The sequence below is a fragment of the Rahnella sp. AN3-3W3 genome, from assembly GCF_003263545.1.
GTDB classification, from domain to species: Bacteria; Pseudomonadota; Gammaproteobacteria; order Enterobacterales; family Enterobacteriaceae; genus Rahnella; species Rahnella variigena.
This window is the reverse complement of the sequence record NZ_JYDG01000134.1, coordinates 1-20,484: the sequence shown is the minus strand read 5'-3', so window position 1 is coordinate 20,484 and position 20,484 is coordinate 1. Positions and strand designations below refer to the sequence as shown.

Annotated in this window: 21 protein-coding genes and 1 pseudogene; 8 read left to right on the top strand and 14 right to left on the bottom strand. The window is 52.5% G+C overall.

The annotated features are described in order from the left end of the window. The first annotated feature begins 300 nt into the window (after positions 1–300). Both nadA and pnuC read left to right on the top strand, forming a co-directional pair. Positions 301–1,365, top strand: coding sequence for a quinolinate synthase NadA (gene nadA, locus UC15_RS25075; RefSeq protein WP_112291881.1), 1,065 nt, complete (start codon positions 301–303; stop codon positions 1,363–1,365). 40 nt (positions 1,366–1,405) lie between these two features. Further along, complete coding sequence (pnuC, locus tag UC15_RS25070) at positions 1,406–2,128, top strand: nicotinamide riboside transporter PnuC (protein WP_112291885.1); 723 nt, start codon at positions 1,406–1,408, stop codon at positions 2,126–2,128. Positions 2,129–2,189: 61 nt separating this feature from the next. On the opposite strand, the gene zitB is transcribed toward pnuC, so the two are convergent. Further along, the gene (gene zitB / locus UC15_RS25065) at positions 2,190–3,143 is read right to left on the bottom strand and encodes a CDF family zinc transporter ZitB (protein WP_112291879.1); all 954 of its coding nucleotides are present in this window, start codon (positions 3,141–3,143) and stop codon (positions 2,190–2,192) included. A 127-nt stretch (positions 3,144–3,270) separates the two neighbouring features. Then, positions 3,271–3,600 carry a protein YbgS gene (locus tag UC15_RS25060; RefSeq protein ID WP_112291877.1) on the bottom strand — a complete coding sequence of 110 codons (330 nt, stop codon included), beginning with the start codon at positions 3,598–3,600 and terminating at the stop codon, positions 3,271–3,273. A gap of 201 nt (positions 3,601–3,801) precedes the next feature. Here UC15_RS25060 and aroG point away from each other — a divergent pair, with 201 nt between their 5' ends. Continuing rightward, on the top strand, positions 3,802–4,854 hold the full coding sequence (aroG, locus tag UC15_RS25055) for a 3-deoxy-7-phosphoheptulonate synthase AroG (protein WP_112291875.1): 1,053 nt from the start codon (positions 3,802–3,804) through the stop codon (positions 4,852–4,854). 64 nt (positions 4,855–4,918) lie between these two features. Here aroG and UC15_RS25050 read toward each other — a convergent pair whose 3' ends face one another. From UC15_RS25050 to modE, 10 genes and pseudogenes are all read right to left on the bottom strand, one after another. After that, positions 4,919–5,392 carry a GNAT family N-acetyltransferase gene (locus tag UC15_RS25050; protein WP_112291873.1) on the bottom strand — a complete coding sequence of 158 codons (474 nt, stop codon included), beginning with the start codon at positions 5,390–5,392 and terminating at the stop codon, positions 4,919–4,921. Positions 5,393–5,453: 61 nt separating this feature from the next. Further along, positions 5,454–6,719, bottom strand: coding sequence for a DUF1479 domain-containing protein (locus UC15_RS25045; RefSeq protein ID WP_112291871.1), 1,266 nt, complete (start codon positions 6,717–6,719; stop codon positions 5,454–5,456). 241 nt (positions 6,720–6,960) lie between these two features. Next, complete coding sequence (gpmA, locus tag UC15_RS25040; protein WP_112291869.1) at positions 6,961–7,713, bottom strand: 2,3-diphosphoglycerate-dependent phosphoglycerate mutase; 753 nt, start codon at positions 7,711–7,713, stop codon at positions 6,961–6,963. A gap of 204 nt (positions 7,714–7,917) precedes the next feature. Continuing rightward, positions 7,918–8,253, bottom strand: coding sequence for a PsiF family protein (locus UC15_RS25035; RefSeq protein WP_112291867.1), 336 nt, complete (start codon positions 8,251–8,253; stop codon positions 7,918–7,920). A 180-nt stretch (positions 8,254–8,433) separates the two neighbouring features. After that, a complete protein-coding gene (gene galM, locus UC15_RS25030; protein WP_112291866.1) occupies positions 8,434–9,480 on the bottom strand; it encodes a galactose-1-epimerase in 1,047 nt (348 codons plus the stop codon). Next, the gene (gene galK / locus UC15_RS25025; protein ID WP_112291865.1) at positions 9,474–10,622 is read right to left on the bottom strand and encodes a galactokinase; all 1,149 of its coding nucleotides are present in this window, start codon (positions 10,620–10,622) and stop codon (positions 9,474–9,476) included. Before galK ends, galM begins: the two co-directional genes overlap by 7 nt. After that, positions 10,619–11,671: a galactose-1-phosphate uridylyltransferase gene (gene galT / locus UC15_RS25020; RefSeq protein WP_112291863.1), complete on the bottom strand. Its 1,053-nt coding sequence runs from the start codon at positions 11,669–11,671 to the stop codon at positions 10,619–10,621. The genes galK and galT overlap by 4 nt, the downstream gene beginning before the upstream one ends. Before the next feature lie 18 nt (positions 11,672–11,689). After that, positions 11,690–12,706 (bottom strand): UDP-glucose 4-epimerase GalE, encoded by a 1,017-nt coding sequence (gene galE / locus UC15_RS25015; protein ID WP_112291861.1) that lies wholly within the window; start codon positions 12,704–12,706, stop codon positions 11,690–11,692. A gap of 350 nt (positions 12,707–13,056) precedes the next feature. Beyond that, a pseudogene (gene modF, locus UC15_RS25010) lies at positions 13,057–14,525 on the bottom strand (molybdate ABC transporter ATP-binding protein ModF). A gap of 123 nt (positions 14,526–14,648) precedes the next feature. Further along, entirely contained in the window at positions 14,649–15,431 is a 783-nt protein-coding gene (modE, locus tag UC15_RS25005; protein WP_112291859.1) for a molybdenum-dependent transcriptional regulator, read from the bottom strand. Between the two features lie 188 nt (positions 15,432–15,619). On the opposite strand from modE, the gene UC15_RS25000 reads away from it, so the two are divergent. The 4 genes from UC15_RS25000 to modC all read left to right on the top strand — a co-directional run bounded on the left by UC15_RS25000 (position 15,620) and on the right by modC (position 18,710). Further along, the gene (locus UC15_RS25000) at positions 15,620–15,775 is read left to right on the top strand and encodes an AcrZ family multidrug efflux pump-associated protein (RefSeq protein ID WP_112291857.1); all 156 of its coding nucleotides are present in this window, start codon (positions 15,620–15,622) and stop codon (positions 15,773–15,775) included. A gap of 227 nt (positions 15,776–16,002) precedes the next feature. Further along, positions 16,003–16,776 carry a molybdate ABC transporter substrate-binding protein gene (gene modA, locus UC15_RS24990; protein WP_112291854.1) on the top strand — a complete coding sequence of 258 codons (774 nt, stop codon included), beginning with the start codon at positions 16,003–16,005 and terminating at the stop codon, positions 16,774–16,776. A 181-nt stretch (positions 16,777–16,957) separates the two neighbouring features. Continuing rightward, on the top strand, positions 16,958–17,647 hold the full coding sequence (gene modB / locus UC15_RS24985; protein ID WP_112291853.1) for a molybdate ABC transporter permease subunit: 690 nt from the start codon (positions 16,958–16,960) through the stop codon (positions 17,645–17,647). Between the two features lies 1 nt (position 17,648). Then, positions 17,649–18,710: a molybdenum ABC transporter ATP-binding protein ModC gene (modC, locus tag UC15_RS24980; RefSeq protein WP_112291851.1), complete on the top strand. Its 1,062-nt coding sequence runs from the start codon at positions 17,649–17,651 to the stop codon at positions 18,708–18,710. A gap of 12 nt (positions 18,711–18,722) precedes the next feature. Here the strand turns inward: modC and UC15_RS24975 are convergent, their stop codons facing one another. Continuing rightward, a complete protein-coding gene (locus tag UC15_RS24975) occupies positions 18,723–18,986 on the bottom strand; it encodes a helix-turn-helix transcriptional regulator (protein WP_112291849.1) in 264 nt (87 codons plus the stop codon). Positions 18,987–19,130: 144 nt separating this feature from the next. On the opposite strand from UC15_RS24975, the gene UC15_RS24970 reads away from it, so the two are divergent. Next, complete coding sequence (locus UC15_RS24970) at positions 19,131–19,427, top strand: helix-turn-helix transcriptional regulator (RefSeq protein ID WP_112291883.1); 297 nt, start codon at positions 19,131–19,133, stop codon at positions 19,425–19,427. A gap of 63 nt (positions 19,428–19,490) precedes the next feature. Here UC15_RS24970 and UC15_RS24965 read toward each other — a convergent pair whose 3' ends face one another. After that, positions 19,491–20,312, bottom strand: a complete 822-nt coding sequence (locus tag UC15_RS24965) for a pyridoxal phosphatase (RefSeq protein ID WP_112291847.1) — start codon at positions 20,310–20,312, stop codon at positions 19,491–19,493. Between the last annotated feature and the right edge of the window lie 172 nt (positions 20,313–20,484).

Genomic DNA, 20,484 nt, shown 5'->3' with positions numbered 1-20,484 from the left:
GAATCCAGCACGGCCCACCATCTAAAGCACACTTTCAGAGAAAAGCGCCTTTTGGCGCTTTTTTCGCATCTGACGCTTGAAACTTCCTTCCATCGCGATATCCATTTCTCCGGCAATTTTGTCAATCTTCGTCTCTTTTAAGTGCAGTAAACATTTTAAGCCTTATGGCTAATATCTGGACGACTTTTCCTGTGTTATACGGTATTTTGTTTAGCATACAAAACCAACGGGTTTCCGGATGGGATCTGTTGCGGCTTCTGGCGTTTCAGGCGTGCTGCCTGACTGAATGAGATGACGAGTATGAGCGAAACATTGGACCTGAATGCGACGGTTTATCCTTTTCCTCCTAAACCCGCAGTTCTGAGTGCAGATGAAAAGACTTTCTACAAAGAGAAGATCAGAAAATTGCTCAGGGAACGTGATGCCGTGATGGTGGCGCATTACTACACTGATCCTGAAATTCAGGCGCTTGCAGAAGAAACCGGGGGCATTGTCGCAGACTCTCTGGAAATGGCGCGCTTTGGCAGTCAGCATCCGGCTTCCACGTTGCTGGTGGCCGGCGTACGCTTCATGGGTGAAACGGCCAAAATTCTCAGCCCTGAAAAAACAGTGCTCATGCCGACGCTCAATGCGGAATGCTCGCTGGATCTGGGTTGCCCGGAACAGGCTTTCTCAGATTTCTGTGACCAGCACCCCGATCGCACCGTTGTGGTCTACGCTAATACCTCTGCGGCGGTGAAAGCCCGTGCCGACTGGGTAGTTACGTCGAGCATTGCGGTAGAACTGATTGAACATCTTGATAGTCTGGGCGAAAAAATAATCTGGGCACCGGATCGTCACCTCGGCAATTATGTTCGCAAGCAGACGGGCGCTGATGTGCTGTGCTGGCAGGGTGCCTGTATCGTCCATGACGAGTTTAAAACCCAGGCCCTGACCCGAATGAAAGGCTTGTATCCAAACGCCGCTGTTCTGGTGCATCCTGAGTCTCCTCAGGCGATTGTGGATATGGCTGATGCGGTCGGTTCTACCAGTCAGCTCATTCAGGCGGCAAAATCCTTGCCTCAGAAACAGTTGATCGTCGCTACCGACCGCGGGATTTTCTACAAAATGCAGCAAGCGTGCCCGGATAAAGAATTATTCGAAGCGCCAACGGCAGGCGAGGGCGCAAGTTGCCGCACCTGCGCGCATTGCCCGTGGATGGCGATGAACGGCCTGAAAGCCATTGCTGAAGGTCTGGAGCACGGCGGAGCAGAACATGCCATAGAAGTCGATGAGGCGCTGCGTGTGAAGTCATTGATTCCGCTGAACCGTATGCTGGATTTTGCCGCACAACTCAAATTACGCACACAGGCCAAAGCCCTGTAAGCAAACGCGATGTGACTGACGAAAAAGGAAGGACGTGATGATGGATTTTTTCAGTACCAGCAATATTCTGGTTCATATTCCTCTCGGCAAAGGCGGATATGACCTGTCTTGGATTGAAGCGGTTGGCACTATTTTTGGTTTGCTTTGTATCTGGTACGCCAGCAAAGAAAAGCTCATCAATTACGCGTTTGGTCTGATCAACGTCACCTTGTTTGCGATCATCTTCTTCCAGATCCAGCTCTACGCCAGTTTACTGCTGCAGATCTTCTTCTTTGCCGCCAATATTTATGGCTGGTACGCCTGGAGCCGTCAGACAGCGGATCAGGAAGCAGAATTGCAGATCCGCTGGTTGCCACGTGGGAAAGCGCTGATATGGGGCGTGGTGTGCGTCGCAGGCATTTTGCTGATGACGTTTAACATTGACCGCGTATTTGCTGCGCTCACTCTGGTGGCGGTCAATCTGATGCAGGCGCTGGGGATGAATGTGCAGATGCCAGAATTGCAGCCGGATGCTTTCCCTTTCTGGGATTCATCAATGATGGTGCTGTCGATTGTGGCGATGCTGCTGATGACGCGCAAATATGTCGAGAACTGGTTGCTGTGGATGGTGATCGACGTGATAAGTGTGGCGATTTTTGCTTATCAGGGCGTCTATGCGATGGCGCTCGAATACGTGTTGCTGACGCTGATTGCACTCAATGGTTCGTGGCTGTGGATCAAGAGCGCGAAGCAAAATGGCTCGCAGCCACTGCAAACCGTCTGAATCTGTTTAAACAAAAACGCCTCCATACCGGAGGCGTTTTGCTTTCTGCTATTGGTGAACATCAGTGATGATGGTGTGCGTGGGAGTGACCATGATGATCGTGCTCTGCGCTGGCAGCCGGGATTTCATTAATCTCGCAATCCGGCGTTTCACAGCGACCGTATTCCATCTGAATCGTCGCGTGGCCGATACGGCATTTCTCCAGCAAATGATGCTGAATGCGGTCTAACAGCGCATCGTGATCGTGCGGTGGCACCACCTGCACATGCAGCGTCATCAGCCGCTGTTCACCAATCTGCCAGACGTGAACGTGATGGACATTGCGAACTTCAGGGATGCTCAGCGACAAATCACGGCGCAGTTTATCGATATCAATTTCCTCAGGCGTACCTTCCAGCAACTCATGAAAACTTTCGCGCAGTAGCCGCCAGGCGTTGTTCAGCACCAGACACGACACGAGCACCGACAGAATCGGGTCGATGGGCGTCCAGCCGGTATACATGATGATCAGTGCTGCAGCGACCGCACCAATCGATCCCAGTAAATCACCCAGCACATGCAGAGCCGCAGCGCGCACGTTGATGTTGGCTTTTTCCTGACCCTGATGCAGTAACCAGAACGCCAGAATATTGGCAAACAGCCCGGCGATAGCGATGACCAGCATCGTGGTACCCATCACCGGCTGTGGATTGAAGAAGCGGGCAATGGCTTCCCAGACGATCAGCACCACAATCACTAACAGCGCGGCGGCGTTAACGAAAGCCGCCATTGTCGTCAGGCGCAGATAACCAAAGGTATGACGGGAATTGGGCTTACGTTTTGCAAAACGCACGGCCATCAACGCCACGAGCAACGCGGCAGCATCTGTCAGCATGTGACCGGCATCTGCCAGCAACGCCAGAGAGCCAGAAATCAGCCCGCCGATAACTTCCGCAACCATAAAAACAACGGTTACAAGGAAAGCCAGTAACAGGCGACGGCTATTTTTATCCTGCGGTAACAGGGAAGAAGACATAGTTATATTCACAAAGATGATGAACAGAGACGATCACAATAGCGTAATCAGATGACGTTGCAAGAAGGGGAAGTATCGGAATAAGGAGGAACCGAAGTTCCTCCTGAGCGAGAGACTACCGGCGTATTTATTTACCAGTTTCTTTTGATTGCGTGGTTCCAGGTGCCTGGTCAGGACAACGACCATCTTTGCACATCGCTTTCTTATGCTGTTTGTCCTTGCTCATATGCTGCTTGGTGGTATCCGTTTTGGTATTCACTTCATCTGCTGGCTTGTTCGTGTTGTTAATCTGGTCATTATCAACACTTTTAGGTGCCATATTCTGAATTGAGCCAGGTGAACCGGACTGATTGGCCTGACCGTTGTTATCACCAGCCGAGGTTTCACCGGCAGCAAAGGCCGCGCCCGTTGTCAGAGCCATAGTGGCAGTCAGTAACATGATTGCGAGCTTTTTCATAATGTCATCTCCATTGTTTCAGAAAGGTCCGTGGTCGTGTTTCATGTGTCTGCTTAAAGCCTAGCTAAATAAATTATGTCCTAAATCAAAATGAGACTATTCGTAAGTGTAAAAGCAGGTTTACACTGCTCCCCATTACGGCTAGATTGAACGCGGTCAGCGTTTCGCTTTGTCTCTTATGAACACCCGAATGGAACTGTTATGAATTATCAAAACGACGATTTACGCATCAAAGAAATCAAAGAACTTTTACCTCCGGTTGCCCTGCTCGAAAAATTTCCCGCCACTGACAAAGCGGCAAAAACAGTTTCTCAGGCTCGTAATGCTATTCATAAGATCCTGAAAGGAAACGATGATCGTCTGCTGGTTGTTATCGGGCCTTGCTCAATCAATGATCCTAAAGCTGCCAAAGAATATGCGGCACGCCTGCTGAAAATGCGTGAAGAATTGCAGGGTGAGCTGGAAGTGGTAATGCGCGTTTATTTCGAAAAACCGCGTACTACGGTGGGCTGGAAAGGGCTGATCAATGATCCGCACATGAACAACAGCTACCAGATTAACGATGGTTTGCGCATTGCCCGCAAATTGTTACTTGATATTAATGACACCGGTTTGCCTGCCGCTGGCGAGTTCCTTGACATGATCACGCCACAATATCTGGCGGATTTAATGAGCTGGGGCGCAATCGGTGCGCGTACCACAGAATCTCAGGTTCACCGTGAGCTTTCCTCCGGTTTATCCTGCCCGGTCGGTTTCAAAAATGGTACCGACGGTACCATCAAAGTGGCTATCGACGCCATTAACGCCGCAGGCGCGCCACATTGCTTCCTGTCTGTCACCAAATGGGGTCACTCCGCCATCGTGAATACCAGCGGTAACAACGACTGCCATATCATTCTGCGCGGCGGCAAAAAGCCAAACTACAGCGCTCAGGACGTGCTCGAAGTGAAAGACGGCCTGAAAAAAGGCGGTCTGCCAGCACGTATCATGATCGACTTCAGCCATGCGAACAGCAGTAAGCAATTCAAAAAGCAGATGGAAGTTTGCGAAGACGTCTGCGGGCAGATTGCTGGCGGTGAACAGGCAGTTATGGGCGTAATGGTTGAGAGCCATCTGGTGGAAGGGAACCAGAGCCTCGACAGCGGCGAGCCGCTGGTTTACGGTCAGAGCGTGACCGATGCCTGCATCGGCTGGGAAGACACAGAAGTGCTGCTGCGTAATCTCGCGAACGCCGTTAAAGCGCGTCGCGGATAATTCTTTAACGCCAGCACATCTTTCTGAGCCCCGCTTTTGCGGGGCTTTTTATTAGCTGAATACGTCAAAGTGCGCAGCGCATCTCCATGCAACGCAAATCGGCATTCGCCATTTCTGACCGGTACAGACCCTCTTTTACCAAGCTGAATCCGTTCCTCTTATAAAACTCAAAAGCATTGGGCGTGGATGACAGGATGATCTCTTTAAACCCCCGAGATTTTGCTTCAGCTTTTAGTGTATTGAGAATTTGCGTAGCGAGTCCTTTTCCTTCGAATTCCGGCAAGGTGAATATCGCCTCAACGCTGCCATTTTTCAGGTCGAGATAACCCGTTGCCGCAGGTGTACCCAGACCGTGCGCTTCAGCCACATAAAAAGGATTCTCAGCAATGGCTTTACGGTAACCGGGCGGCATCTGATCCGGCGTCCAGGCCATCACAATGTCGGTGCCATAGGTATTTTTACATCCGTGGCGGATAGCCTGATTTCTGATTTCCCAGAGTATTTCTGCGTCATCGGGGCAGGCGAGTCTGACGGGCATCGGTTTCTCCTTGCGGCTGTTCGTTTTAATTAAACGTATTACCACAAAATAGCGCGAACAGTTACTTCTTCATCCCGACACCCAGCCGTCCGTTAGCGTTGAGATCACGTTCAAGGAATCGTCCTGTCCAGTTCGCTTCATAGTTTTCGCGGGGAAAATCCTCTGGTGAAGCGCCTGTCTTCAGCGCTTCGTGTACCTTACGGGCATAAGCGACATTCTTTTCGCACAGTGGTGCGGCCGGAATGTACATCACATTTCCCCATCCTTGCTGATCTTCAACCGGCGCGACGGAATGAATGACGTCACAATGCCACCATACCGAGTCGCCCGCCTGAAGTTCCGGAATACTGCACAGGCCTTTAATCAGATGCGGATGCCATTTTTCGGAAACAGGTAAAACACGGCCAGGCGCAACGCCACAGAGTTCATCTTCCGGCACATCATCAAGCAGCGGACGCAGCAGCACATACGCCATCGCCTCAGGCACTGGAACGGCGTGCAGCAAGCCCTGTCCGGTTTGCATATCAGACAGCGCAGTCCAGCCCTGGAATGTCCGGAAAGCTGAGCATTTAGTCGTGTTATCAACATCGTATTCATTGATGTCGGGTCTGAAAGCCGCATCCCATGGATCGTATTCTTCAAAACGGTTGGTGAAAATCTTGCGGAAGACTTTCTGATACGCCGGTAACAGCCAGCGTTCTAACGCGCCGGAATCGGTATGTGCGCCCAGCCCCTTAGAAGTGGTGCCCGGAAGACGCCTGCGGATCCTGTCCGGATAGATAATATTTACGTCGGGATTAAACCATGCGCCCTGATGGTCGCCGAACTTCCAGAGACGGTTTAAAAATGACTGAACCGTGCCGATTTCCTCACTCTGTCTGGCTTCCATCTGTGCGGCAGACCAGTAGATGGGATAAATCTCAGGGCGGGAAGCGTCCAGTGAACCAAAGAAATTATCACCCGGTCCGCGATAAACCTCATCGAAATTGTTTTCGTCAAGGTAATGCAGCATGGATTTATCCATTGCAAGCGCGTCATCACGTTCAAATGTCTGACGTACCACCAGACATCCACGACGTTTCACCTGCGCAATCTGCGCATCGGATACCCGGCCTTCTGCCAGTTCTGACCAGCTTATTTGCGGCCATGCAGTGCCGTTAGCCGCTTCCTCCGCCCTTGCTGCGGCTATCTCCGTTTCAATTTTTTCGCAGACCTGCCGGAAGAGTCCTTCAACATCGCCAATCTGTGCGCGTAGTTGTTTTTTCATCTCAATAATATTCTTTTTATAATCAACAGGTAATGTCGTTGACGTAAATCTGTTATCCATAAAACCTCCTGCAGACTGGTGAAATAATTATTTCGTACGAATGTTGCTTTGCTTTCATTCGAAAGATAAAAATGTAGCAAAACTGTTATTTAAAAATCCAGCGCTGGATCACGAATTTCAAAAAGGGAGGATTTTCCGGAAAGTCTGGAGAAGGGCAGGGGAGTGTCAGATTTAGAAAACAAAAAAGGCACGCTTGCGCGTGCCTGTTCCAATCGCTCTGTTTAACACAGAAAACGCGAAATTACTTCGCTTTACCCTGGTTTGCCACGGCCGCTGCTTTCGCTGCGATTTCGTCGGCATTACCCAGATAGTAACGTTTGATTGGTTTGTAGTTTTCGTCGAATTCGTAAACTAATGGAACACCGGTAGGGATGTTCAGTTCCAGAATTTCGTCTTCGCTCAGGTCATCGAGATATTTGACCAGTGCACGCAGGGAGTTACCGTGCGCAGCGATGATCACGCGCTCGCCGCTGGCGATACGTGGTTTGATCACGTCAGTCCAGTAAGGGATAACACGTTCGATGGTCAGTGCCAGGCTTTCAGTCGTTGGCAGTTCAGCCGCAGTCAGTTTTGCATAGCGCGGGTCATGGCCAGGGAAACGCTCATCAGCGCGATCCAGTTCTGGCGGAGTTACCGCGAAGCCACGACGCCATTGTTTAACTTGCTCGTCACCGTATTTCTGAGCGGTTTCTGCTTTATCCAGACCCTGCAACGCGCCGTAATGACGTTCGTTCAGTTTCCAGGATTTCTCAACCGGCAGCCATGGCTGGTTCAGTTCGTCCAAAACGCTCCACAGAGTATGGATGGCACGTTTCAGCACAGAGGTATAAGCGAAGTCGAATTGGAAGCCTTCGTCTTTGAGCAACTGACCAGCAGCTTTTGCTTCAGTGCGACCCTTATCGGACAGTTCAACATCATGCCAACCGGTAAAACGGTTTTCTTTGTTCCACTCACTTTCACCGTGTCTTACCAGCACCAGCTTGGTTACAGCCATAGCTAAACTCCTCAGTTAACTGAATTTTCAATGATAACGGTTATCATTATAGGGGCTTGGCCTCCCGGACAGCAATCTGAAACTTCCTCAGGAAGCCTTTGCGGGACACCGTTTGTATTAAACATAACGAATTTGCTGCGGCGATGTAAAACAAAACGCGCGAACGGTTTCCCGGACAGCGCGTTTTTTGCAAAAGGACAGCAGTTAGCTGGCTTTTTTCAGGCAGGTACTCATGAAGGTTTTACGTGCATCGCCTTTAAGCTCTTTTTTCGCTGCGTCAGCGTTACAGGTTTTCATTTTTTCCTGCTGAGGCGTCATGCCTGCCGTCGCCGGTTTGGTTTCCGCCTTGAGGCACTGACTCATGAATTTTTTACGGTCATCACCTTTCAGGGACTGGGTAGTGGCCTGCTGATTACAGTCGGTCATCTTTTGGCGTTGCTCAGTCTGAGCAGGAGAAGGCACTTTCACAGGGTCAGCCGCCAGAGCGGAGCCAGCCGCGCAAAGCGTTGCCAGCAGGGATAACACAACGGGTAAACGCATATCGAACTCCTTATTAAACGTCCTTTTATGCAGGACACTCTCTAAGAGTAGATGCGGGAAATGCCTTTAGCTGAAAAAGTGCTGATACAGATGCGCCGTGAGTCACAAATTTGCAGAAGTCGGAATAAATGAAGACAGGGCCGGGCGACCCTGTCTGATAAACGTTAAAGATGATGGACGTTATAGCGCGAAGAACTGATACGTGGTGGCAGATTTATATGCCTGCCCCGGTTTGATCCAGCAGCTTGGCTGTGGCCAGGTTGCGTGGTTCGGGCTGTCTGGCAGGAATTCACTTTCCAGCGCCACACCGTTATAGCTGGCATATTCGCCGCCGCTGCGGTTCGGTGTTCCGCCGAGGAAATTGCCGCTATAAAGCTGAACCGCTGGCGCCGAGGTAAACATGGTCATTTTCACTTTGCCATCCGCAGACCACAAATGTGCTGCCGGATTTGTAGCAGCATTGCATGAGCGGTTGAGCAGATACGCGTGGTCATAACCTTTCACCCGTTGCTGATCGCGATCCTTGAGGAAATCTTTCGCCAGCGTTTTTGCGGCGTTGAAATCCATGCCGGTATGTTCAACTGGCGTCGGATCGGCGCAAGGAATGCCGTCACTGTCGACCGGCAGGAAGCGGTCAGCAAACAGTTGCAGCTTATGCTGGCGCGCGTCAGTGCCTTCGCCGTCGAGATTGAAATAGGCGTGATTGGTCAGATTGACCGGGCACAGCTTATCGACAGTCGCTTCATAACGAATTTCCAGACGGTTATCGTCAGTCAGCTGATAATGCACTTTGGCGGTCATATTGCCCGGGTAACCCTGATCGCCATCGGCTGAGAACAATTCGAACGTCAGTTTTTGCGCGGTTTTCCCGAGGATCTTCCAGCGACGCGCATGGAAGCCTTCCGGCCCGCCGTGCAACTGATGAACGCCCTGATTGGCGACTACCAGATGCGGTTTGCCGTCAACTTCAAACTGCGAACGTGCGATACGGTTGGCGTAACGCCCCACGGTGGCACCCAGATACGCGCTCTGATTCATGTACTCCGGCGGCGACTCGCAGCCGAGCAACAGCTCACGAGAGGTGCCGTCGGCCAGCGGCAGCGTGAAAGATAACCAGGTCGCGCCCCAGTCCATAAACGTGGCGGTGGCACCCGCCGCATTCTGTAGCGTCACCTGTTCAAACGGCTGGCCGTCGGGCGCCAGCTGTGTGTTTTCAGGTTTTAACATATGCCTGCTCCCTGTGATGCGGTGCAAACGTAGAAGGTTTCTTTCAGGCCGCTGTGGGCGTGATATTGCTGTTCTACGGCATGACGGACTTTTTCCACCATGTCTTCCGGAACCAGCGCTACGATACAGCCGCCGAAACCGCCACCGGTCATACGCACGCCGCCTTTATCGCCAATCACTTCTTTGACGATTTCTACCAGCTTGTCGATCTGCGGAACGGTGATTTCAAAATCATCGCGCATGGAAGCGTGAGATTCCGCCATCAGCTCGCCCATACGTTTCAGGTCGCCGCTGGCCAGTGCATCCGCTGCCGCCAGTGTGCGGTCGTTCTCAGTGATCACGTGACGCGCACGGCGGGCAACCACCGGATCCAGTTCATCCTGAATGGAGAAGAACAGGGCAGGATCCACGTCACGCAGCGCTTTTACACCGAAGAACCGGGCGGCGACTTCGCATTGTTCGCGACGGGCATTATATTCGCTGTCGACCAGACCGCGTTTCACGTTGGAGTTGATGATCACCACCGCCGCGTTTGTCGGCATAGACACCGCACGGGTTTCCAGTGAACGGCAGTCGATCAGCAGGGAATGATTTTCCTTGCCGAGTGCGGAAATCAGCTGATCCATAATGCCGCAGTTACAGCCGACAAACTGGTTCTCCGCTTCCTGACCGTTCAGTGCCAGCGCCACGCCATCCAGCGGCAAATCGTACAATGATTTCAGCGCCTGACCGACGGCCACTTCCAGAGATGCCGATGAACTCAGGCCCGCGCCCTGCGGCACATTGCCGCTGATCACCATGTCAGCGCCGGAGAAATCTTTGTTACGCAGCATCAGATGTTTGACCACGCCACGCACATAGTTGGCCCACGGGTGCGCGTCGGTGTGCAGAATCGGTTCGTCGAGAGAAAAGCTGTCTTCGTCATTGTCGTAATCGGCGGCGATCACACGGATGGTGCGGTCGTTGCGCTGCGCGCAGGCGATCACCGTTTCGTAGTCGATCGCGCACGGCAATACGAAGCCGTCGTTATAGTCGGTATGTTCGCCAATCAGATTTACGCGGCCCGGTGCCTTGATAGTGATGGTCGCAGGGTAGCCAAATTTATCGGCAAAGATTTCCAGGGTCTTGGTTTTCAGTTTCATTGTTTTTCTCCGGCCTCACGATAATGAACATCACTCACCGCCCGCAGACGTTCTGCGGCTTGTTCCGCTGTCAGGTCGCGTTGGGTTTCAGCCAGCATTTCATAGCCGACCATGAATTTGCGCACTGTCGCTGAACGCAGCAACGGTGGATAGAAATGCGCATGCAACTGCCAGTGTTCGTTGTCGCCATCGGTAAACGGCGCGCCGTGCCAGCCCATTGAATACGGGAAAGAGCACTGGAACAGATTGTCGTAGCGGCTGGTCAGCTTTTTCAGCGCCAGCGCCAGATCACTGCGCTGTTCATCAGAAAGCTCGGTGATGCGCTTCACATGCACTTTCGGCAGTAATATCGTTTCGAACGGCCACGCCGCCCAGTAAGGCACTACCGCCAGCCAGTGTTCGGTTTCGACCACCGTACGGCTGCCGTCTGCCAGCTCGCGCTGCACGTAATCCACCAGCATCGGCGAGCCCTGTTTTTCCAGATAGGCACGTTGCAGGCGGTCTTCACGCTCGGCTTCGTTAGGCAGGAAGCTGTTGGCCCAAATCTGGCCGTGCGGATGCGGATTCGAACAGCCCATTGCGGCGCCTTTATTCTCAAAAACCTGCACCCACGGATAAGTTTTTGCCAAATCTGCGCTCTGTTCCTGCCAGGTTCTGACGATTTCCGTCAGTGCTTCAACTGACAACTGGGGCAAAGTTTTGCTGTGATCCGGCGAGAAGCAAATCACACGGCTGGTGCCGCGTGCGCTCTGAACGCGCATCAGCGGATCGTCACTTTCCGGCGCAAACGGCGTGTCCGGCATCAGCGCGGCATAATCGTTGGTGAACACATAAGTGCCGGTGTATTTCGGATTCACATCACCGGTCACACGGGTATTTCCCGGACACAGGAAACAGTCTGGATCGTGTGCTGGCAGCACTTCCTGCGAAACTGCTTCCTGCTGGCCCTGCCACGGGCGCTTGGCGCGGTGCGGGCTGACTAAAACCCACTGATCGGTCAGCGGATTGTAGCGGCGATGCGGATGGTCAATCGGGTTAAACGTTGTCATAACTTTCCTTAGTGCTCCTTAATCCGGGTAGCCCTGCGGGTTTTTCGACTGCCACAGCCAGGTGTCGTTGGCCATGTCTTCCAGCGTGCGGGTGACTTTCCAGTGCAGCTCTTTCTCGGCTTTCGTCGGATCCGCCCAGTACGCCGGTAAGTCGCCATCGCGACGTGGTGCAAATTTGTAATTCACCGGCTTGCCGCAGGCTTTGCTAAAGGCATTAACCACGTCCAGCACGCTGTGACCAAAGCCCGCGCCCAGGTTGTAAATATGTACGCCCGCTTTGTTGTGCAGGGTTTTCATCGCCGCGATATGGCCGTCAGCCAGATCCACCACGTGAATATAGTCACGCACGCCGGTACCGTCCGGGGTCGGATAGTCGTTGCCGAAAATGGCCACCGATTCGCGACGACCTACCGCGACCTGCGCGATAAATGGCATCAGGTTATTCGGTACGCCTTGCGGATCTTCACCCATCAGGCCAGACGGATGCGCGCCGACGGGATTGAAATAACGCAGCAGCGTCATGCTCCATTCAGGTTCCGCACGTTGCACATCTTCCAGAATTTGCTCGACCATCAGTTTGCTGCGGCCATACGGGCTGGAGGGATTGCCGGTCGGGAAGTCTTCGACATAAGGCGTTTTTGGCTGGTCGCCGTACACGGTTGCCGAAGAGCTGAAAATCATGTTTTTGACGCCCGCAGCGCGCATCGCTTCAAGCAACACCAGCGTTCCGGTGACGTTGTTGTCGTAATACGCCAGCGGTTTTGCCACGGATTCACCCACGGCTTTCCAGCCCGCGAAATGAATGACGGAATGAATATGATGTTCACTGAAAATTTTATCGAGGAGTGCACGGTCGCGGATGTCTCCTTCATAGAACAGCGGCGTTTTGCCGGTCAGCGTATGAATGCGTTCAAGCACGCTGACTTTACTGTTGTGAAGGTTATCCAGAATGATTGGCGTATAACCTGCGTCAATCAGTTGCACGCAAGTATGACTGCCAATGTAACCGCTACCACCTGTGACTAAGACGTACATAAGAGCTCCCCGATGATTATCTTGCTGCAACGATATCACGCTGCAAGGCTGAAAAAGGTGATCCATCCCCAATAAAATGGAATCGCTTACACAAACAGTTTAGCACCTTTCAGGATGAGCAAACAGGTACAGTGCGCCGTACAGAAAGCCCGCGACATCCGGCATTAAGTCAGAATTGATGGTAAGTGTAATCGCTTACACTGATTTGTTTGCGTTATATGAATCAGCTTTTATTGTGATTTTTCGGACAACATCCGGGGAATGGTGCTCATTTTATCCAGCAGCCAGTGGGGCACTGGCGCTGGCGGGCATTGTGACGGCGCTGATGGCCTCCGGAAAAGGGAAGAAAGTTACAATGCGTCAATCTGATAACGATAAATATCGCCGTCAGGGATAAAACTCAGGCGATGCGTAATGCATTGCGGGGCGTCTTCGGCGTGATGCGAAACAAACAGCAGCTGTGTTTCCCCTTCGCCAATCAAAATATCGACAAACCGGCGCACCAGCTGACGGTTGATCGGATCCAGACCCTGCAACGGTTCATCAAGAATTAACAGGGCAGGATGTTTAACCAGTGCGCGGGCGATCAGCGCCAGCCGCTGTTGTCCCCAGGATAAACTGTGGAATGGCGTCTCACCGGCATTGCCCCCCAGACCGAGCAGTTCCAGCCATTGCGACGTCAGGAGCGCTGGCGGTCAGAGACTGCCTGATAAATACCGATAGAGTCGAAGAAGCCGGAAGTAATCACATTGCGCACGCTGGTGCTGACGCGGTAATCCAGATGCAGGCTGCTGCTGACGTAACCGATATGGCGCTTGATGTCCCAGATGGTTTCACCGCTGCCACGCCGACGGCCAAACAGCGTCAGATCGTTACTGTAGCCTTGCGCGTGGTCGCCGGTAATCAGACTCAGCAGCGTGGATTTTCCGGCGCCGTTCTGGCCGGTGATCTGCCAGTGCTGACCGTGATCGACCTGCCAGCTGAGGTTATGCAAAATCGGTTTGTCGTTGTACTGCACCACGCCGTCACGCAGCACGATCAGCGGACTGTCAGCAGGCGGGCTGATGCGGGCGGTTGGATCTTCAGCTTCCGGCACGGCCATGCCATTCAGGCTTTCGCTGTGGGCCAGCTGTGCGACCAGCGCGTCGGCCATCACCTGTTCACGCGGGCCCACCGACGCCAGCGTACAGTCAGCCAGCACGCCGACATTTTTCACAAACGCAGGAATATCGTCAAAGCGGTTAAGCACCAGCACCATTGTCTGGCCTTCGGCGGAAAGTTTCTCAAGCAGTTCTGCCAGCTGGGCGCGGGCATTAACGTCAAGGCCATCAAAGGGCTCATCCAGCACCAGCAAATCGGGTTGTTGCATCAGCACCTGACACAGCAACGTTTTGCGGGTTTCACCGGTCGATAAATATTTAAAGCGGCGGTCGAGCAATTTCTCAATACCAAACTGCGCGGCAAGTGCGGCGCAACGGGCCGGATCGCGCACGTCATCCTGAATGATTTCAGCGGTTGTGCGACCGGTATCGTCTTCACCTTCACTGAGTAAATCGGTGTTGTTACGCTGCCACTCATCCGCGACCAGTTTCTGTAACTGTTCAAAAGAGAGGCGGACGATGTGTGCAAAACTGTTTTCGCGGGTGCCTTTCAGCAGGGTTAAATCGCCCGCCAGCGCACGGGCGAGAGCGGATTTACCGCTGCCGTTCGAGCCGACAAATGCCCAGCTGTCGGCCTGGCGGAGAGTCAGATCGGAAAGTGTGAGGGTTCGGGTGTCACTGAGGCGGAAAACGCCTTGCGAAATATGCAACGACGACATTTTTTATCTCTCATTTTGAAATGATTATAAAATAAGGGATAAGCGCTGCATCTTCGCAAGTCAATTGACAATTCTGCAAAATGAAAACGCTGATTTTGCAAGATACTGATTAAATACCCGTTTTTAGCAAAGGGTGGCGATGATGACTTTGTCATCGTCAAACTGAGCAAATACCGTCTGACCGGTTTTCAGCGCCAGTTTATCCATCTCAGTATTTGGCACCGTGGCGCACAATGTCTCGCTGCTGGGTAATTTCACCAGCACTTCGCTGTTTTTCTCGCCGCGCTGAATACTGATAACTTCGCCCCGCAGCGCGTTGTGGCTGTTTTCAGCGTTAAATCCGAGGGTTATCCACGGGGCTTTAATCAGCACCAGCACTTCTTTACCCGGTGTCAGCGCCAGACGGTCGGCACTTTGCTCGGTAATGGCGGCGCGAATTTGCGTTTTTCCGTCCGCCACCAGGATATCAATATGCTGCTGGACGGTCTGATGGGTGCGCTCCACGACGGTGCCGAAGAACTGATTACGTGCGCTGGTTTGCAGTGAAAAACGGGAAATTGCGGCCAGCAGGCTGTCCAGCGGCAGGGAATCTTCTTTAAGCACGTCAAAGGCTTTTTGCTGGATTTGCGCCAGCAGCTCATAAAGTTGGATCAGGCGCTCGCCGTAAGGCGTCAGCACGGCGCCACCACCGCCTTTGCCGCCGGTACTGCGGTCAACCAGCGACTCATCCGCAAGCTGATTCATCTCGTTGATGGCATCCCAGGCGCTTTTATAACTGATCCCCGCGAGCTTCGCGCCCTGGCTGATTGAACCGGTGTGACGCACCTGTCGCAGTAATTCGATACGACGTGGATCGGCGAACAAGCGTTGCTGGAGCTTGAGAGTTAAGAGAATTTCGGCTTGCATTGCAGCTTCCTTAAATGAATCATGCTTTATTGTCGCCGCTAAACCCGCAGGCAGGCAAGTTGGCTAAATGCTAAAGTATTTACAGTCCCGTGCTGTTATTATCTGCCACAGTTTGATTTACGTTTTTGACTTCATGCAAGAAGTCCTACACCGTCTGCGGGCGGTTCAGCCAGCTAAGTGAGGCTATCATGTTAGAACTATTAGAAAGTTTGATTTTCGCTGCCATCATGGTGCCAGTCTTCATCGCTGTGATCCTGGGCCTGATCTGGGGACTGGGCGAAGTATTCAACCTCATCTCCCACGTGGGTCACTCTAAAGAGTCCCGCGAGAATCCTCATTACTGAAACATGAGTGTTTTCTGAGAACGCATTTTCCAGAAGCCCGGCCATTGTGCCGGGCTTTCTATTTTTGGGAACAGACTCATTTTGGAAACAGACTCGATTTTCCGTCTGAGATCAAAAAACTTCCGCTTCTTCAGCAGAGTGCGGAAAAACCGGATGACATCGTGTTTTTTCTCGTTATATTCATCTCTACATAACGTATCCATATCTATAACAGCAGAGGAAATCCGATGAAACACACCTGGGGCAAATTACTGACCGCGACCGTGCTGGTGGCAGGCGTCAGCCTGCACGCGCAGGCCGCCGAAAAAATCACTGTTTTCGCCGCGGCGTCCCTGACCAATGCATTACAAGATATCGCCACCCAATATCAGAAAGAAAAAGGTGTGCAGGTGGTCTCTTCTTTCGCGTCGTCTTCTACGCTGGCTCGCCAGATTGAGCAGGGCGCGCCTGCGGATATGTTCATTTCTGCCGATCAGCAGTGGATGGACTACGCGATCAGCAAACAACAAATGGTCGATAACACCCGTTACACCTTGCTGGGCAATGAACTGGTGCTGATTTCTGCGGCCAACAGCAAAATTGATAAAGTCGATATCTCTGATAAAACCGAGTGGACCAAACTGATTGGCGACTGCCGTCTGGCAGTCGGGGATCCGGACCACGTTCCGGCCGGTATCTATGCCAAAGAAGCGCTGCAAAAACTGGGTGCCTGGACCACGCTGGAGCCTAAACTGGCGCGTGCCAGCGACGTTCGTGCCGCAATGGCGCTGGTTGAGCGTGAAGAAGCGCCGGTCGGGATTGTTTACGGTTCTGACGCCGTCGCCAGCAAAAAAGTGAAAGTCGTGGGCATCTTCCCGGCATCCAGCCATAAACCGGTTGAATACCCGATGGCGATTGTAAAAGACCATGACAACGCCACCGTGAAAGGTTTCTATGATTATCTGAAAACGCCTGCTGCGGCTGAAATCTTCAAAAAATACGGTTTCACCCCGCGCGGTTAACGTCATCTGTTCGTCAGATGAAACACTTAAGCCATCGCCTCTGGGGATGGCTTTTTTGTCTCAACGGCACTGCGTCCCGGTTTATACTTTGCGGACGCAGGATCCCGCGATTAAAGGCTTTTAAATTTTTGCCGATATTTTATCTTTAGCCGCACATTTACTTCAGGATTAACAAACCGACATGATGTTGAGTGAATATGAGTGGCAGGCGGTACTTCTCAGTCTGAAAGTATCGAGTCTGGCCGTAGTTTGCAGTCTGCCGCTTGGAATTCTGATGGCGTGGATTCTGGTCCGCTGCCGCTTTCCCGGCAAATCCCTGCTCGACAGCATTATTCATCTGCCGCTGGTATTACCGCCGGTGGTCATCGGCTATTTATTGCTGGTGGTAATGGGGCGGCGCGGTTTTATCGGTGAGCGTTTATATGAATGGTTTGGTTTCAGCTTCAGCTTCAGCTGGCACGGCGCTGTGCTGGCATCTGCCGTGGTGGCATTCCCGCTGATGGTTCGTGCGATACGTCAGTCACTCGAAGCCGTTGACCCTAAACTGGAACTCGCCGCCCGCACGCTCGGGGCTTCACCGTGGCGGGTCTTTTTCACGATTACATTGCCGCTTTCTGTGCCCGGCGTCATCGTCGGCGTGGTGCTGGCCTTCGCCCGTTCATTGGGTGAATTTGGCGCAACCATTACCTTCGTGTCGAACATTCCCGGCGAGACCCGCACAATTCCGCTGGCGATGTATACCCTCATTGAAACACCGGGCGCAGAAAGTGCCGCCGCGCGCCTTTGCGTGCTGGCCATTCTGTTGTCTCTGGCAGCGTTACTGATTTCTGACTGGCTGGCAAAACGCAGCCGTATCCGGCTGGGAGGCTGAAATGCTCGAACTCGATTTCAGTCAAAAGCTGGGCGATTTAGATTTACAGGTTACGCAAACTTTACCCGCGCAAGGCATCACGGCCATTTTTGGCCTGTCGGGCGCAGGAAAAACGTCGCTGATCAACGCCATCGGCGGACTGACCAAACCTGATGAAGGCCGCATCACCTTAAACGGCCGTATCTTGTCAGATGCGCAAAACAACATTTTCCTGCCGCCTGAAAAACGCCGCGTGGGCTATGTTTTCCAGGATGCGCGGCTGTTCCCGCATTATCGCGTAAAAGGAAATCTGCAATACGGCATGGCTGCGTCGATGCGCGGTCAGTTCGACAGCATCGTCCATTTGCTGGGTATTGAATCCTTACTGGATCGTTTTCCTCTCACCTTATCCGGAGGCGAAAAGCAGCGTGTGGCGATTGGCCGTGCCTTACTGACTGCGCCGGAAATTCTGCTGATGGACGAACCGCTGGCGGCACTGGATATCCCGCGTAAACGGGAACTGATGCCATATCTGGAGCGTCTGGCGCAAGAAGTCAGCATCCCGATTTTATACGTAACGCACAGCCTGGATGAGATTTTGCGTCTGGCGGAAAAAGTGCTGGTTCTGGATGCTGGCAACGTGCTGGCGATGGGCGCGCTGGAAGATGTCTGGGCGAGCAATGTCATGCGTCCCTGGCTGCCAAAAGCAGAACAGAGTAGCGTGCTGAATGTCAGTGTGCTGGAACATCATCCGCGTTATGAGATGACGGCGCTGGCGGTGGGGGATCAGCGGTTGTGGATAAGCAAAGTAGAGGAAGAACCCGGCACACCGCTGCGTATTCGTGTGAACTCCACGGACGTTTCACTGGTGTTGCAACCGACGGCCAACAACAGCAGTATCCGTAATATTCTGCCCGCCAAGGTGCTGGAATGTCTGGATATCGGCAATCAGGTGGAAGTGAAACTGGCGATGGCCGACCATATTATCTGGGCCCGCATTACGCCATGGGCGCGAGACGAACTGATGATCCGCGCCGGACAGTGGCTGTATGCGCAGATCAAAAGCGTGTCGGTGAACCGTTAACGTTGGCGTGCGTTATTTGACCGGAGCGCGGAAAACTTCGTAAAGCGCCAGAACCTGTTCGGCAAACGCATCGTCAATGATATAGAAATAACATTCCGGCACGTTCAGTACGCGGGCGAAATGACACATGGTGTCGAAGTTCGGGCTGTACGTGCCGCTTTCATATTGAGAAACCCGCGAGCGTGCGGTGCTTTCATCAATACCTGCTAAAACACCTAATTTTTCCTGCGTAAGTTTTGCTTTTGCTCGTGCTGACTTCAGTCGGTGAGGGATCATAGCCAATAACCATAAAAACTGTATTGACGTTATGTTAAGCATCCCTTAACATCATTGTTGTTTAGAGTTACTGAACGTTGTAACCGAAAAGTGTAGTGCAGATTTCTGAAGGCTGTATCAATCACGAAAGGAAGAACGATGAAAATGGAAAATGACTGGCATCCCGCAGATATTATTGCCGGATTACGCAAGAAAAGAACCACACTGGCCGCCGTATCACGCAAGGCAGGACTGGGGTCTTCAACGCTGGCAAACGCGCTGGCACGTCCCTGGGCAAAAGGTGAAATGCTGATTGCGCAGGCGCTCGGTGTTCCGCCGTCAAGCATCTGGCCAAGCCGTTACTTCGACGAGAACAACTGTCGGATCCTCCGTTCTGTCAGGCCGGCGAGGGTGAAAGCGGTGAACGCGGTGAAAGTACAGAAAGAAGAGCAAGAAGAATAACCCATGTCCGGGTCAGAAGAATAACGCCTTCCCTGTAAGATATGGGAAGGCGTACAACACTTATCAGTTCAGCACTTTACTGCGGATAACGTCTGCAATTCCTGGCGTTTCGTGGTCACCGATGACCAGCGCAGCGCGCTCTTTGATAGCATCCGCCGCATTGCCCATCGCCACACCCAGACCGACGTTTTCCAGCATGCTCAGGTCATTGTAGTTATCACCAAACGCGACCACATCCTGCATGCTCATGCCCTGAGATTCGACCCATTCCTGCAAACGACGGCCTTTGCTGTTGCCGCCTTTGGCGACGTCCACCTGATCGTGCCACGACCATTCGCACGCCAGACCTAGCTCGTTTTCTACCTGCGCTGCAAAAGTATGCAATGCATCGAGATCCTGATGGGAAGTTGCGAATTTCCAGATGGACTGCGCTTCATCAGCCGCCTCGCGTAAGCTGTTAACCTGAATGATGTTCGGGCGCTGATTTTCCGGCAGAGTTTGTCCCCAGGCGATAGAACGGCTCACATGACCGCTGGGTTGCTGATACAGCATGGCGTCATCGACATACAACAAACCGTGAATACCGTGATACTCCAGCAGGTCGATCACTTTTTTGGCTTTCATACTGTCGAGTGGATCAGACGTTAAGACCTTACGTGCCTGATAATCGTACAAATACGTACCGTTACAGCAGATAGCAGGTGTATCGAGCTGCAATGCCTGATAAAACGGATGTATCGCCACATGATGACGTCCGGTGACCACGACCACTTTGACACCCTGTGCGCGGGCATCCGCCAGAGCGGCAAGGGATTCAGGAAGGATACGTTTTTGGCGGTCCAGCAGTGTACCGTCGAGATCGAGCGCGATAATGCGATAAGTCATGAGCAGTCCGTCGTAAGTGAGGGAGGATCGGGGAAATTATCGCCATATTACCTTTTTTAGCCTGCTAATTAAACCGCGCTTCCGGCACTAAAGGTGCCGCCAGAGCGTTGGGGAATCGTGTTAACCTGAGCTACGCTTAATACTCGGCATATTTCAAGTTGCAGATGCGTTG

Bases quoted from the DNA above. Each gene is read 5' to 3' on its own strand.
- nadA (WP_112291881.1), top strand. From the start codon at position 301: ATGAGCGAAACATTGGACCTGAATGCGACGGTTTATCCTTTTCCTCCT.
- pnuC (WP_112291885.1), top strand. From the start codon at position 1,406: ATGGATTTTTTCAGTACCAGCAATATTCTGGTTCATATTCCTCTCGGC.
- zitB (WP_112291879.1), bottom strand. From the start codon at position 3,143: ATGTCTTCTTCCCTGTTACCGCAGGATAAAAATAGCCGTCGCCTGTTA.
- UC15_RS25060 (WP_112291877.1), bottom strand. From the start codon at position 3,600: ATGAAAAAGCTCGCAATCATGTTACTGACTGCCACTATGGCTCTGACA.
- aroG (WP_112291875.1), top strand. From the start codon at position 3,802: ATGAATTATCAAAACGACGATTTACGCATCAAAGAAATCAAAGAACTT.
- UC15_RS25050 (WP_112291873.1), bottom strand. From the start codon at position 5,392: ATGCCCGTCAGACTCGCCTGCCCCGATGACGCAGAAATACTCTGGGAA.
- UC15_RS25045 (WP_112291871.1), bottom strand. From the start codon at position 6,719: ATGGATAACAGATTTACGTCAACGACATTACCTGTTGATTATAAAAAG.
- gpmA (WP_112291869.1), bottom strand. From the start codon at position 7,713: ATGGCTGTAACCAAGCTGGTGCTGGTAAGACACGGTGAAAGTGAGTGG.
- UC15_RS25035 (WP_112291867.1), bottom strand. From the start codon at position 8,253: ATGCGTTTACCCGTTGTGTTATCCCTGCTGGCAACGCTTTGCGCGGCT.
- galM (WP_112291866.1), bottom strand. From the start codon at position 9,480: ATGTTAAAACCTGAAAACACACAGCTGGCGCCCGACGGCCAGCCGTTT.
- galK (WP_112291865.1), bottom strand. From the start codon at position 10,622: ATGAAACTGAAAACCAAGACCCTGGAAATCTTTGCCGATAAATTTGGC.
- galT (WP_112291863.1), bottom strand. From the start codon at position 11,671: ATGACAACGTTTAACCCGATTGACCATCCGCATCGCCGCTACAATCCG.
- galE (WP_112291861.1), bottom strand. From the start codon at position 12,706: ATGTACGTCTTAGTCACAGGTGGTAGCGGTTACATTGGCAGTCATACT.
- modE (WP_112291859.1), bottom strand. From the start codon at position 15,431: ATGCAAGCCGAAATTCTCTTAACTCTCAAGCTCCAGCAACGCTTGTTC.
- UC15_RS25000 (WP_112291857.1), top strand. From the start codon at position 15,620: ATGTTAGAACTATTAGAAAGTTTGATTTTCGCTGCCATCATGGTGCCA.
- modA (WP_112291854.1), top strand. From the start codon at position 16,003: ATGAAACACACCTGGGGCAAATTACTGACCGCGACCGTGCTGGTGGCA.
- modB (WP_112291853.1), top strand. From the start codon at position 16,958: ATGATGTTGAGTGAATATGAGTGGCAGGCGGTACTTCTCAGTCTGAAA.
- modC (WP_112291851.1), top strand. From the start codon at position 17,649: ATGCTCGAACTCGATTTCAGTCAAAAGCTGGGCGATTTAGATTTACAG.
- UC15_RS24975 (WP_112291849.1), bottom strand. From the start codon at position 18,986: ATGATCCCTCACCGACTGAAGTCAGCACGAGCAAAAGCAAAACTTACG.
- UC15_RS24970 (WP_112291883.1), top strand. From the start codon at position 19,131: ATGGAAAATGACTGGCATCCCGCAGATATTATTGCCGGATTACGCAAG.
- UC15_RS24965 (WP_112291847.1), bottom strand. From the start codon at position 20,312: ATGACTTATCGCATTATCGCGCTCGATCTCGACGGTACACTGCTGGAC.